General features: G+C 38.9%; 12 protein-coding genes. All 12 read right to left on the bottom strand.

Translation table 11 applies throughout. The features are described from left to right. Positions 1-19: 19 nt before the first annotated feature. The 12 genes from TW81_RS04995 to cysC all read right to left on the bottom strand — a co-directional run bounded on the left by TW81_RS04995 (position 20) and on the right by cysC (position 13,760). Positions 20-1,843 carry a glucosamine 6-phosphate synthetase gene (locus TW81_RS04995; RefSeq protein WP_045954624.1) on the bottom strand — a complete coding sequence of 608 codons (1,824 nt, stop codon included), beginning with the start codon at positions 1,841-1,843 and terminating at the stop codon, positions 20-22. 224 nt (positions 1,844-2,067) lie between these two features. Then, complete coding sequence (locus tag TW81_RS04990; RefSeq protein ID WP_052706150.1) at positions 2,068-3,450, bottom strand: DUF7033 domain-containing protein; 1,383 nt, start codon at positions 3,448-3,450, stop codon at positions 2,068-2,070. A 71-nt stretch (positions 3,451-3,521) separates the two neighbouring features. After that, on the bottom strand, positions 3,522-4,802 hold the full coding sequence (locus TW81_RS18825) for an MATE family efflux transporter (protein WP_052706148.1): 1,281 nt from the start codon (positions 4,800-4,802) through the stop codon (positions 3,522-3,524). Between the two features lie 6 nt (positions 4,803-4,808). After that, entirely contained in the window at positions 4,809-5,780 is a 972-nt protein-coding gene (locus TW81_RS04980; RefSeq protein WP_045954623.1) for a GNAT family N-acetyltransferase, read from the bottom strand. Between the two features lie 7 nt (positions 5,781-5,787). Beyond that, on the bottom strand, positions 5,788-6,732 hold the full coding sequence (locus TW81_RS04975; RefSeq protein ID WP_156980916.1) for a sulfotransferase family protein: 945 nt from the start codon (positions 6,730-6,732) through the stop codon (positions 5,788-5,790). An 8-nt stretch (positions 6,733-6,740) separates the two neighbouring features. Continuing rightward, positions 6,741-7,838 (bottom strand): DegT/DnrJ/EryC1/StrS family aminotransferase, encoded by a 1,098-nt coding sequence (locus TW81_RS04970; RefSeq protein WP_045954730.1) that lies wholly within the window; start codon positions 7,836-7,838, stop codon positions 6,741-6,743. A gap of 13 nt (positions 7,839-7,851) precedes the next feature. Further along, positions 7,852-8,442, bottom strand: coding sequence for an acyltransferase (locus tag TW81_RS04965; RefSeq protein WP_045954621.1), 591 nt, complete (start codon positions 8,440-8,442; stop codon positions 7,852-7,854). Between the two features lie 8 nt (positions 8,443-8,450). After that, the gene (locus TW81_RS04960; protein WP_045954620.1) at positions 8,451-9,398 is read right to left on the bottom strand and encodes a Gfo/Idh/MocA family protein; all 948 of its coding nucleotides are present in this window, start codon (positions 9,396-9,398) and stop codon (positions 8,451-8,453) included. Between the two features lie 12 nt (positions 9,399-9,410). Beyond that, positions 9,411-10,679 (bottom strand): Vi polysaccharide biosynthesis UDP-N-acetylglucosamine C-6 dehydrogenase TviB, encoded by a 1,269-nt coding sequence (tviB, locus tag TW81_RS04955; protein WP_045954619.1) that lies wholly within the window; start codon positions 10,677-10,679, stop codon positions 9,411-9,413. Positions 10,680-10,743: 64 nt separating this feature from the next. After that, positions 10,744-12,156 carry a sulfate adenylyltransferase subunit CysN gene (gene cysN / locus TW81_RS04950; RefSeq protein ID WP_045954618.1) on the bottom strand — a complete coding sequence of 471 codons (1,413 nt, stop codon included), beginning with the start codon at positions 12,154-12,156 and terminating at the stop codon, positions 10,744-10,746. A 9-nt stretch (positions 12,157-12,165) separates the two neighbouring features. Then, positions 12,166-13,131: a hypothetical protein gene (locus tag TW81_RS04945; protein WP_045954617.1), complete on the bottom strand. Its 966-nt coding sequence runs from the start codon at positions 13,129-13,131 to the stop codon at positions 12,166-12,168. A gap of 2 nt (positions 13,132-13,133) precedes the next feature. Further along, a complete protein-coding gene (gene cysC, locus TW81_RS04940) occupies positions 13,134-13,760 on the bottom strand; it encodes an adenylyl-sulfate kinase (RefSeq protein ID WP_045954616.1) in 627 nt (208 codons plus the stop codon). Positions 13,761-13,766 lie beyond the last annotated feature (6 nt).

Here is a 13,766-nt window from a genome sequence, read left to right as displayed (position 1 = left end):
TAATACTTCTCCTTGAAGACTAGCGTGAATATAATTTCGGAATAGAATTCACAACTCTAATTACTTCTTTGTAATCTAACCCCAAAACATCCAAATACCATTTTATGTTCGGATAACGAGGTCTATTTTCTTCTTCTATATAAGCTAGTGCTTGCTCACGCGTTATATCACCCTCTCGGATCTGATTGGACCTAAATGTGTCATGTTCGGTAAAACCAGCAACTGTATAATATACATAGTTATAAAAGGCAGCCGTAGCGTCACCGATACGCCATGTAGTTGGAGTGTCTATTGCTTTCTCCCAATCGTATACATTCAGTAATGTAGAATCTATTTTCTGCTCATCCCACCGCCAGAAGTCAAACAAATGGAAGTAATCTTTTTTCTCTGTGAAGCTTCTAAAATACTCACCTGAAAGAGTGTCAAACAACGAAGAGTTAAAATAACCCGGACTATCAAGCATCGCACCAAAACGTTTTTTCTGGTAATGCAGCTGCTTCATGACTCCATTGGTATAGACATGCTTACCTTCAAAATCTGGTGGAATGTCCAAAAAGCCGGTTTTAAAGTGAGTAACTTCAAGAGGGTTTACTCCCCAAAGATTGATATCAATACCAGTTTGTTTTTTTACCGTTTCGACATGCCTAAAGAAATGTTTATCGCCTGCGGTCAAGATACTCATCATTCCTAGATGCGGTGACTTCAACCAAGCTTTCAAATTTCTAGCTACATTTTGTCTTTTCTTATCGATGTTAGCTGCAACAATGATATTTTCAACACCAAGTTGGGAACACATTCGACTAATATTTCTTCGTCCTAAATCTGTAACCATACCCCAGTCATAAGTATAGGTTATCGGTTTCATTTTTAGTTCTTCAACAATTAAATGTAACCCATAACAACTATCTCTCCCTCCAGAAAAAGGAACGATGCAGTCTGGTTCACCCTTTCTTCTATATGGTTCAACCAATTCAAATAATTGCTCTTTAGGCTTTGGCTGGTTACGGGGCTTATAAGAGTGACAGTAGTTACATACACCATCATTATCGAAATGAATAAAAGGCATCGTTTCAGGTAAGATACACTTCGTACAGCGTTTTATACCAGGTTTATGGTACTCTAGAAGTGCTTCATTCTCCGGGTTAAATGACAAGGCTGGCACCAAGTCTAGCTTTCTAGATTGATAATCAACAATACTATCTAATTTTTCGGCCTTAGGTATATCCAGTGCAATTGCCTGCCCCATAACCTTTTCTATATTAGGTAAATTCAATTTTGAAAGGGGATAACTCTCCGAGGAAAAGTAATGAGAGCCAGCATTGTTAGACACGTATAAGCTTCCATTATTAGAAAATAGTAGAGCCTTACCTAACTCAGGGAATAAAAGAGCACAAGCAATTACACCCTTACACTTACTCAATATTATATCTGGAATTTCTTCCAACCCCATACCCTTGCTCAAACAATCTAATGCAATACCTATAATAACTTCTGAGTCAATTTGGAATTTTCGATCGATTGAAATTTCACCCCATAGCTCATCATCGTTAACGATGATGCCATTATGAATAGCAATTATGCCATCACGAATGACTGGTTGATTATCTGAAAGCCCATTAGTAATAAGACGACTATGGCCAAGAGCCAAACTACTTTGACCTAACTCAACCTGATTTAGCAATTTTTTGATATCGTAGTCAGCGCGAATTGTTGCATAGCCATTCTCGTCATACTTGACTATCCCACTAGAGTCTCGCCCCCTCTGCCTAGAGTGCTTCGCCAGTACCTTGAAATGCTCTTTATTAATAAATTTATCGGAGATTACCCCAAATATTCCGCACATAAATAACCTTAATTTTTTGCAAGTACACGCCTAGTATTTAACATTCGATCTTGGAAACAACAAGTACGCTCAGTCGCACTATAGTCTTTGAGCAGAATTAACCATGCATTTTGTTCAACTCAGTAGCCACACCTAGGCGGTACAGTGAACATAGACACTAAAGTAGTATGCAATTTATTACACACTAACCAACTTTCATGTCGGAAATGAAAACATAACATGATTCATTTTATCAACTCAGAGTAGATCTCTCTGTCTCTTCCATCAACTAACCTACAATTGTGCCACAGTAAGGTGTACTTTCCTTCATATTTTTGACAAATGGACTTGAATTTAAGGAACCTATCTAGAGATTGTTCTCCTAACCCTAATCCCTCATACCTTGGAGAAATAATTGTATCTTCCATCGTGATTAGAGGCCTTTGCTTTAACCTAAAAGGTCTACGGTGATTTAGGTCATACATTGTGTACTCTTGACAGGTACCAGCCCTAAATCCCGTTACTTCGGCAAATGCCAAAGAAGAGTCATATCCAAACCCTTGCTCTTCCCAACATGCTGGTGTATGAGCCGCATTCCAACGTAGATAGTGTTGCCTTCCTCCATATACCGGCTGAGATATATTTAATTCATCTAGCACCATATAAAAATTCATTGCTGACGCAGAAAATAGCTCTTGGTTATTAAATGTTTGATAGCCTGGGTGGAGGCCAATTTCATGTCCTCGATCGTGTATATTTCTTAAGAGAGACTTCATTCTCTCAGAAGAAAAACACTCCGTGTTATCTAACCTATGTGTTTTTAAAGGTATAAAGTAAAGCCTTACGATATTGCTATTTTTCTCATTCTCGTTGAGCAGCCAACTTATAGCCTCTCGATGTTCGTCAATATACTCCCGACCACTTTTTGCATACAAGTAACGTAATAGAGTCTTGATTGCCCCTCTAGTATCTTTTTGTTTTATTAGAGAAACTGCTGATTTCCTAACTGCAGCTCTCAAACTCTCCAAATGAGGAGAAAAAGGCCAATCAACATCGCAAGTAATGATCTTCTCGAATTTATTTTTAGAAAATGAAACACTCGGAAATCTTTCTTGAATACAATACTTTAAAACTTCTATATATTCATCTACGATTGGGCGTTCTAGAAAACCCGCCTTCATTGCCAATGATGCATTCGCAGGAAACCTTCCGTGTTCATCACTTTCTGATGTAACAAACTCTTCGAAACGGGATAGCATAAAAAATACGGAGCCAAATATGTCAATATTGACCCTAGTCACCTGTTCATTATAAGTCACCCCAGGCTCTCCAAAAATCACAGGAAGAGTTTTAGTCAGCAAATAATTAGCAAAAGGTTCTTTGTCAACATTCCATTCTTTTAATGGCAGTTGAGGCATATATTCATTTTTCAACAAATCAGACTTTATCTTGTTAAAAAATGAACTCTTAACTACTACGCTACCTTCTTCAAGGTTATGTTTTATATGAAAATCTTGAGTATCACTAAATACTAGCTTGTAATCTGTAGCTAGTAACTCCTCAAATATAACGGAACATACATAGCTAATTTCTTGCTCACATTTACGGGGGGACTCTACAACAATCATGCAACTACCATTATAACAATAAATAACGAAAAGTATTCAGAATAGAGGCAATCAACGCTATGTACCATGCGTTATTTAACCTTTCTAAAAACATTCAATGTATTAAATCCTAGTCTCAACTTAACAAAATAAGCTGCAAGTAAATTCTGCATCGATAAGCCTAAAGCGGTAGCAATTGCTGCACCGTATAACCCTGAAAAATACGTCAAAAGAAAAGATACCATCAAAGTAAACGTACCAGAGACGATAATTACATTACGATAATCCGTTTCATGGTTTGTCATCATCAATAGGTATCCTACGGAACCAGTAGCAACATTCACAAACTGGCCAACAGATAAAATTACTAGTATGCCTGAAGCCGCTGTAAACTCATTTCCAAACAAGCTCATAATCAATTCTGAATAACAAATAAAAACAATTATTATCGGGCTAGCTAATGTAAGCATGAGTTGACTAGACTTCAGTGCTAGAATATCAAGCTTTTCATTTTTGTGTGACGCAAGAGAAATACGAGGAGCAATCACAAGATTTACCGCATTCAGTGTCAATGCGACAAGCATTGCGGTTCTCTGTGCTGCTGAAAATAGTGCTATATCCGAGGAGGAAAGAAGAAATGCTGTAGCATATTGCCCTGCGTACATTGTAAAAACCTGCATGATCATGACGACAAATAGTGGCTTTGTGCTAGACCAAACGTCGGCACTTAACTTTGAACGGGCTACGAACTTGACGTTCTTGTTATTAAACCATACAAACAAGACAATCGCCGATACAAGGAAAACACTACTCACATAGGCGATAGTTAAGTCAAGACTATCAACATGGGTTTTAACGTTTGGAAGTAAAAAGCACAGCAGCAAAAATAGTACAGGCACCAAGCAGCTCTGAAAAATACTAGCTAAGAAGGTCTTTTGTAGCCCTAATATAGCCGAGCTTGTAGTCAGGACCAGTGACATGGCCAATATACCAACCGGCACTAAGATAAAGTATGCAGATAGATCTAAACTATGGAAGAAATAAACCGATATATAATCTCTAAATATCGCCCCGAAAATAGCCACTCCAATACCGAAAAAAACAACCATTTTTAACAGCGAAGAAAATACATTATTAACCTTAAACCACGATTTTTTATAATATCCAGATACGAACTTCAAAATCACTTCTGAAGTTCCAAGTGTCATTACTTGTCCTAAAGATGCTATTACACCTATTGCAAATAAAACAATTCCCGCCTCACTGACTGATAGCATATTTGAAACAGCTAGCGTGACTAAGAATGCAGCACTCCCACCAAAACCTCTTACTAAAAAAATTTGAATAGACTTAATCAGTAAATCATTAATCACGACTAATCATTGCCTTTCTAATTTCAGTATTTTTTTAATTTTCATTAAACTCATACCCAGATGAACTAATAATGAATTAACCTTTGAAACTGTGAAGTAATGTTTTTGTTTAGCACCAAACCCTCTAAAAAAACGCTCAACTGGCTCAATCATTGAACCTTCGAAATCAAATTTTTTAGTGACAGAAGAAGCAAACTTAATAGCTTCCCACATACAAAGACTTGTAGCACCACTGTTCCTTAAATTTGGGTCCCCTCCGCCCATAATATAATAAGCAGAGTTCTCGTCCCAAACGATTAGCACTCCAGCATGATTTCTATTACTCTCATCTTTAGCCACAAACCATCGAGCCTGATTTCTTTTACCAGCTTCCTCAATTAATTTGTCTACGAAAGATTCATCATATGGCAAATCTAAACCTTGTCTTTCAAAAACCTGTTTATTGAGCTGCATAAACTCAGACAATGACGCTGACCCATCAACTCTCACACCGTTCTTTTCAGCCTTTCTAACATCTCCCCGTACTTTAGATTCAAACTGCCCCCACACCTTGCTCAGGTCAGTGAGATCTTCAATCACATAGGTGTATCGAGTAGTTTGCTCAAAACCCAACCAAAAAAATGGTAGCCAGTTTGTGTTACAATAACTCCAGTTTTGATTGAAGTAATCAAACTTCGGTAGTTGAGCAACTAACTCCTCTATGTAATCTTTCTGTTTACCTAGTAACTTTCCATATTTAACACTCTGAGGTCTAAACCACGGGCCTAAGTGCTGAGTTAAGTGAGGATGAGTCAATAGTTTGAGACCATATTTAGACTTAGTATGGTAAGGAAGCGCAGCCATTATTAATTCACCTTTTTCAACTAGGCAAACGTCCCATTCCTCCCCACATACACTGTCTAACCACCAGTCGGTTTGGAACAACGCTATTGTTGATTCTTTTTTACATAGAGCTCTATACTTTTCTTTATTTGTCATTTATCAGCTACCAATTTAATGAGCCTATTGATTCTTTTAACAAATCCACTTCTTCTAATGTCAGCGTTTCTATTTCTTTAATTTTTAGATTGAGTGTTTCAAAAGAATTTTTTTCCCTTAAATTTAATGAACACCCTAATTCTGCGATAATTTTAGAGCTCAGAGATGAGTAAGAAATATCATAAAAATTTTCTTTATGAAACAAAGACTTATCCTCTAATATCTGTTTTTCTAAATAAAAAATCTGTTCGGGTATCTGTCGATACCATTTCAGACCACAAAGATAATCATAGTTTGCAGGTTTAATAGACCAGTATTCATTGTCATTTATTCCCTGCTTCCGTTTAGATTCTAATATTGATTGCGCTGTATAAAAAGGATCTCTATGAATGAAAATAAATCTAGCATTTGGAAACATAACATGTAGAAGACGCATGCGCTGTCCGGCATTTAGATTTTTAAATATAAGTGGCTTGCCGAACATATTACATAATGCAGTTAACTCTCTTCTAATTCTAGCTACATCAATAGAATTGATATCCGAGAAGTCAATAAAATGTCGATCCTTCGGTAAAAACCTAATCCAATATTCACCAGACTCGTTAGGAGAATTTAACCCATTCGTATTTCCAAACTTTGAATCAAAACAGTTATGTGCCTTACCCTCAAAAAATTTCTCACTTAGCCAAAATCCAATAAGTGGAATATTACAAAACTTAGTATTTAAATTATTAAAATATAATACATCAAACTGATTAGTTAGACCTTGATATAGTATAGTAGACCCTGTTCTCGGCGCTCCGATAATAAAGATAGGAGATAGCTCCTCATCATATTCTCCATACTTTCTCAATAAATATGAGTTTATAGGAACAAGAGGAATTGTTAGTATTCTAAAAGCAACTCTTATAAAGAGGTCTTTTATCTTAACCAAAAATATACTTTTAGACATTTTGTTCACTATGTTTCAATAATTTTATTAAGAGAATCGTCATTCATGTAAGGATGCATTGGTAAACTAAAAACACTTGCCGATAACATAGATGCAATTGGAAAGTCAGAGTCAGAATAGCCTAAATAAGAGAACGCAGTCTGCTGATGCATACATGTCCCATAATAAACCATTGTTGGTATAGATTTATTCTTGTATGCTTCCATATGTATATCTCTATTTTGAGATATTAAAGTATACTGAGCCCAAGAGCTAACATATCCATTTGGGGTATAAGGTTTCTTAACATCTAAAGTTATCAATTGTGTATATTTTGATGCTAAACCTCCTCTTGCCTTCAACTCAGCTGGAAACTCTTCTAACTTCTCTATTAATATTGCAGCCTGTATGGTATCTAATCTTGAATTTACACCAATTCGTACATTATCATACTTGTCTTTTCCTTTCCCATGAACTCGATATGATCTTAGTAACTGTGCATATTCGTCATTATTCGTAAAAATCGCCCCTCCATCACCATAACACCCTAATGGTTTAGCGGGAAAGAAGCTAGTTGTTGCAATGTCGCCAAAACTCCCGGCTCTTCGGCCTTCAATTTCTCCACCAAAACCTTGAGCAGCATCTTCAATAAGTTTTAATTTATATTTTTTGGCAATACGCTCTAGTTCTGGATAATTAGCAGGAAGACCAAATAAGTCCACTGCCACAATCGCCTTTGGCTTTAATTTTCCTTCGGATATAACTTGCTCAATTCGCTTCTCTAAATCGATAGGGCAAATATTAAACGTTTGTTCATCAGAGTCTACAAACACTGGTGTGGCTTTTTGAAAAGCTATCGTTTCGGCGGTAGCAAAAAACGTAAACGTAGGGCAAAAGACTGCGTCACCTTCTTGTATTTCTAATACCATCATGGATAGTGTTAGTGCGTCAGTACCGTTAGCACAAGTGATGCAGTGTTTTACCCCGACATAGCTCGCCAGCTTTTCTTCCAATTCCTGTACCTCTGGGCCCATGATGTACTTGCCATGCTCCAGAACAGTATGGATCCGCTTATCTATATTTTCTTTTAGATACTGATATTGAGCTTTTAAGTCAATAAATTGAATTGGTTTCGACATATTACTTATTGGCCTTGGGTAGGTAATTTAGATAGCCATCGGCTAGTTGGTATCTATCACCTGTTTTCTCACAGGTGATTTCAGCGTCGCCATTGAGAGGTAGGTCAAGCCTTTGTCCAAACGCACTCATCCATCCTATTTGTTTAGCCGGTACTCCCACAACTAAAGCAAACGGTTTGACATCTTTATTTACTACTGTACCCGCGCCCACAAACGCGTATTCGCCAATGGTTATGCCACACACAATAGTACAGTTGGCCCCCAGCGTGGCTCCTTTTTTTACTATGGTGTCACGGTATTCATTTTTACGTTCAACAAGGGAGCGCGGATTGTATACGTTGGTAAACACCATGCTAGGCCCACAAAATACTCCCTCCCCTAGATGTACATTATCGTAAACAGAAACGTTATTTTGGATTTTGCAGTAATCGCCAATGGTTACCTTATTCCCAACAAACACATTTTGACCAAGCGAGACACCATTTCCAATACAGGCACCAGAACACACATGTGCCCAGTGCCAAATACGAGAGCCTTCACCTATTACCGCACCATCATCGATGATCGCCGTATCATGTTTCATAAAACTCATAACAAAGCCTATTTAAGAATTTTGCAAAGTAACGTATGGTGGTGCTCTGGTACAAAAACGGTTTCTTGCTCTCTGATTTTTTCAACTGTTTCAATCGCAGCACGATTTTCTTCCAAGCCATAGCCGTTACCCGCTAAGATATTTTGATAGCTTTGGGTGTGAAGGTCTGTAAAACCACCGGAAAATTCTAGCTCTTCATCTTCAATCATGATGCTGCGATAAGTTTTTTTCTCACCTTGCACCGCATTGTCTGGTAGGTAACTGGCATCAATAGATAGGAACCATTTAACCCGCGCACGTTCATATTCTAAGTAGCCAGCTACCGTTTGTTCATCTTTATAATGAACTTCATTTGCTTTTATATCACCAAAGATAAAGTGCAACATATCAAAGAAGTGCACACCGACGTTGGTTGCGACGCCACCCGATTTTTCATTCACTCCTTTCCATGATTTTAGGTACCACTTACCACGAGATGTCATATAAGTTAGTTCAACATCAAACACTTTATCAGCTGGTGCATTTCTCACTTTTTCTCGGAGCGAGATGATAGAAGGGTGTAAGCGCAACTGTAAGATACTATTAACTTTCGCTCCATACTTTTCTTCATAAGCTTTTAACGTATTTAGCTCTTCAGAGTTAAGCACTAACGGCTTTTCACAAATAACGTCGATACCGTTTTTAAGAGCAAACTTCATTTGTGGTGCATGCAGATAATTAGGTGTACAGATTGAGATGTAATCCAATTTGTTGCCTTTAAGTGCTTCATCTTCAACGTATGCGGCAAAGTCTTCAAACTCGGTAAAAAACTCAGATTCTGGAAAGTGCATATCCATGATACCCACAGAGTCATTCACATCCATTGCTACATCCAGTGTGTTACCAGTGTCTTTTATGGCATTAAGGTGACGAGGTGCAATATACCCCCCTGTGCCAATCAGAGCGAATTTTTTCATTGTTATTTTTCCTTACAGACGAATATCAGTAACACCTGGAGCAAACACGTACTTAACATCGTATACAACATGCTTTTCTTTACCAAGCTTACGAATCGCTTCGATACCCATAGCCTTAGTTTCCTCATGGTCCACAGCTAGAATGATGCCATCGTAAGCTCCTTCTTCAAGCTTGTTAATGAGCTTAAGACCATATTCTTGCTCAACTTCTTGAGGGTCCGCCCAGTTATCAAAAACGTCGACTTGGACATTGAAATCTTTTAACTCTTTAATGATTTCAATCACTTTAGTATTGCGTACATCAGGACAATCACCTTTGAAAGTGAACCCCATAATCAACACTCTGGATTCATCAATGTGAATTTTTTTACTTGATAACTTCTTGACCATCTGGGTCGCCACATATTGACCCATTCCATCATTAATGCGACGACCAGCGAGTATAACCTCAGGTGAGTAACCGACTTCCTTCGCTTTATGAGTTAAGTAATAAGGATCCACACTTATACAGTGACCACCGACCAGGCCTGGCTTAAATGGTAAGAAGTTCCATTTCGTACCCGCTGCTTTTAAAACCTCTTCAGTATCAATATTTAATCGATTGAATATTTTTGCAAATTCATTGATGATAGCTATATTCAAGTCACGCTGCGTATTTTCAATTACCTTAGCTGCTTCAGCCACTTTAATAGACGAAGCTTTATGCGTCCCAGCGGTAATAATGCTTTGGTAAACATTATCAACATATTCAGCAACTTCAGGAGTGGAGCCTGAAGTAATTTTCATAATTTTGGTCAGAGTGTTTACTTTGTCTCCTGGATTAATACGCTCGGGACTATAACCAGCAAAGAAGTCTTGGTTAAACTTTAGACCCGATAGTTTTTCAATTATTGGCAGACAGACTTCTTCTGTCGCACCTGGGTAAACTGTTGATTCAAAGACAACCACATTCCCTTTAGAGATAACAGTAGCTAGAGCTTCAGAAGCTTTTTTGAGCGGCGTTAAATCTGGTGTATTCTCATCCGTAATTGGAGTTGGGACTGTTACGACATAAAAATTAGCCGACTTGATATCTTCAAGCTCGGCTGTGAATGTTAAATTGACCGAGGAGCGAATCTGCTCGGTACTGCATTCAAGGGTACTATCCACCCCATCACTCAACTCTTTCACTCTAGAGGCATTAATATCAAAACCGATAGTGGGGTATTTTTTCCCAAATTCAACAGCTAAGGGCAAACCAACATAGCCTTGACCAATAACTGCTATTTTCAAATCAAACATATTTGTAAACCTTTAAAACTTCACCTAGCCACAATATCACAAGCCCAAAAAACAGCTTATTGTTCTAAATACTTTTGCAACCCCACTCAGGGAACTGCTCACAGATAAATGCATTCAGCGCTCTTTCAGATTCAGTGTAAACACGCTCCTCAGAGTTTTTATCATCATCAGAAACGGCATTTACCATACCCGCCCCCACCGTGACGTTATTGATACGGTCAATCACAATAAAAGCTCCTGTTTGAGGCAACTTGTGATACTCATCCAATGCTACGTAATCAGTAAGCTTGATGTTGGTAAGTGCTATTTCATTAAGCTCTAAGCTTTCTGCATTTTCGGCGTGCTGATCTAATGTATTTACATCAACTTTATGCGTAATACTTGCAACCTTACCTGAGCAGCTCTTGGTAGCGAATTTAAATAAATACTCTTTGTGGGTCAGCATTGGCTGTTCACCCATCCACACCAAGTGTGTTTGGCATTGATTGGTCACTTTAGGCTCATGCCCGGTGTGAACTATCATATCACCACGAGAAATATCGATTTCATCTTCCAATGTTATGGTGATTGCTTGGCCTGGCTGCGCTGTATTTAGCTCACCGTCATGCGTGACTATAGATTTCACTTTTGATGTCTTGCCAGAAGGCAGCGCTGTCACATCATCACCGACTTGGACTTGACCAGATGCCAAGGTTCCACAAAATCCTCGAAAGTCTAAATTTGGGCGATTAACGTATTGAACTGGAAAGCGCATGTGCTCGAGGTCTTTATCTTTATCGACTTTCACTGTTTCCAGCAACTTTATTAGTGTAGCGCCAGGGTACCAATCCATTTTTTCACTTGGTGCCACCACATTGTCGCCTTTCAGCGCAGAGATAGGCACAAAACGAATATCGTCAATATTGAAGTTTTTCGCCATATCACGATAATCTGCTTTAATTTGCTGATATACCTCTTGGCTATAGTCCATCAAATCCATTTTGTTAATCGCAACAATGATGTGCTTGATACCTAACAGAGAACAAATATAGCTGTGTCGGCGGGTTTGGGTCTGAATACCACGGCGCGCATCAACCATTACGATCGCTAAGTCACAAGTCGATGCACCAGTCACCATATTACGTGTGTACTGCTCATGCCCTGGGGTATCAGCAATGATGAACTTACGTTTATCAGTCGAGAAATAGCGGTAAGCAACATCAATGGTGATGCCTTGTTCACGCTCAGATTGAAGCCCATCAACCAATAGGGCCAAGTCAAACGCTCCATCTGTGGTGTTGAATTTCTGAGAGTCCTTTTCAATCGCGGCCATCTGATCTTCATAGATCAGTTTTGAATCGTAAAGTAAGCGTCCGATAAGAGTAGATTTACCATCATCCACATTGCCACAGGTTAAAAAACGCAATAAATCCTTGTTTTCATGCACTTTTAGGTATGCTTCGATATCTTTCGCGATAAGCTCTGAAGAGTGTGACATGTCCTATTCCTACTTCTTATAAAACTGATTTAGAGCCTGAATAAAGTGTTCAACTTCAGACTCTGGTAATTGATTAATTCCAGCCGCTGCCTTACGGCCGCCACCAGTGGCAAACTGACTGCATACTTCATCGGCGCCAGTTCTGTTTTCTAAAGGCGCTCTCACGCTCACGGTATAATCTTCACCACTTGCGTTAAGCGTTAACACTGCATGAGCTTTACTTGGTGACTGGTTAGCCAACTGATTGCCGAACACTCCTCTGATACGCCTTGCCCAAGCTTCACATGGCAATATATATACTTCAGCTTCAGATGTAGAATATTTCGCCTGTAACCTTGTTAAATGATTGGCGTCACTTTCATACCCTTGTTTAAGCACATAGTAGGGTGAATTCGCATCTGCTTGTAATTCAAACGGAGACTCATACTGCATCAACTGGGTAAAGAGCTCTGCGGGGGCGATATGCAAATCAGATAAGCTCGCACCATAGCCATTGTAATTGATTAAAACGCCCAACTGTTTTAAAAATTCTGTTTGTTTTTGTGTTAACCCACACTCAATGGCTAAATGTTCAGCTTGAGAGTTGAGATTGTCACCGAACGCGCCCGCAATCGCCCAATGTACATAACGCCCGCCGATATGTTTATTGATAAGTAAACTGGTACACATTTGCGCATCCAAGTTGATTAGCGCGGTAAAGTTATCGGCTTGCGGCACTTCTCCCGTACGGTGATGATCACAATAAAAAACCGGGATATCTTTGTCTAGCAGCTGGTGAAGCGCGCTTAGGTTTTTTTCCATCGAAAGATCTAAAACCGTTACTCCACTCACATCAAGTTGAGCAACCACTTGCTGCACTAGCTTGATGTCTCGCTTCACACCAGTGATTAAAGTTGAACTTCTAGGATCAAACCTGCGCAGTTGAACCAAAGATAAGATGCCATCTGCATCACCATTGAACACATCGTAATGCATAATTAGATATACTCGCGTTCGATAAGTAGATTAATAATCTGCTGAGCGCAAGCTTCGATCGATACGCCTGCTGTTTGCACGTGAATTTCAGCATTACTTGGCGCTTCATACTCAGAATCAATCCCAGTAAAGTGCTTAATCTCACCAGCGCGAGCTTTTTTGTATAATCCTTTAGGGTCGCGCTGCTCACATACGTCTAGCGGTGTATCGATAAACACTTCTAAAAACTGCTCATCGCTCAATAAGACTCTTACTTGTGCACGGTCGGCAATAAATGGAGAGATAAATGCAGTTAACACAATAGTGCCCGAATCCACAAACAATTTGGCTACCTCACCAATACGGCGAATGTTTTCAACACGATCTTCATCGCTAAAACCTAGGTCTTTATTGAGTCCATGGCGCACATTGTCACCATCAAGCAGATAACTATGCTTACCGAGTGCAAGCAATTTTTTTTCTACTGCATTGGCAACGGTCGATTTACCCGAACCACTTAAGCCAGTAAACCAAAGCACTACCGGCTTTTGCTGTTTTAGCTGGGCACGCTCTTGCGCAGAGACACTAGTATTATGCCAAACAATATCGTCGCTCACTGAATCATGCTGTTTATTTGTATACGGGTTCATAAATCT

Origin of the sequence: Vibrio galatheae, from assembly GCF_000967545.1 — a bacterium.
Classification (GTDB): Bacteria; Pseudomonadota; Gammaproteobacteria; order Enterobacterales; family Vibrionaceae; genus Vibrio; species Vibrio galatheae.
This window is presented reverse-complemented; position numbering and strand designations above follow the sequence as displayed.

Coding starts and splice junctions, on each gene's coding strand:
- tviB (WP_045954619.1), bottom strand. CDS start 10,679: ATGTTTGATTTGAAAATAGCAGTTATTGGTCAAGGCTATGTTGGTTTG.
- TW81_RS04965 (WP_045954621.1), bottom strand. CDS start 8,442: ATGAGTTTTATGAAACATGATACGGCGATCATCGATGATGGTGCGGTA.
- TW81_RS04960 (WP_045954620.1), bottom strand. CDS start 9,398: ATGAAAAAATTCGCTCTGATTGGCACAGGGGGGTATATTGCACCTCGT.
- TW81_RS04975 (WP_156980916.1), bottom strand. CDS start 6,732: ATGTCTAAAAGTATATTTTTGGTTAAGATAAAAGACCTCTTTATAAGA.
- cysC (WP_045954616.1), bottom strand. CDS start 13,760: ATGAACCCGTATACAAATAAACAGCATGATTCAGTGAGCGACGATATT.
- TW81_RS04990 (WP_052706150.1), bottom strand. CDS start 3,450: ATGATTGTTGTAGAGTCCCCCCGTAAATGTGAGCAAGAAATTAGCTAT.
- TW81_RS04945 (WP_045954617.1), bottom strand. CDS start 13,131: ATGCATTACGATGTGTTCAATGGTGATGCAGATGGCATCTTATCTTTG.
- TW81_RS04980 (WP_045954623.1), bottom strand. CDS start 5,780: ATGACAAATAAAGAAAAGTATAGAGCTCTATGTAAAAAAGAATCAACA.
- TW81_RS04995 (WP_045954624.1), bottom strand. CDS start 1,843: ATGTGCGGAATATTTGGGGTAATCTCCGATAAATTTATTAATAAAGAG.
- cysN (WP_045954618.1), bottom strand. CDS start 12,156: ATGTCACACTCTTCAGAGCTTATCGCGAAAGATATCGAAGCATACCTA.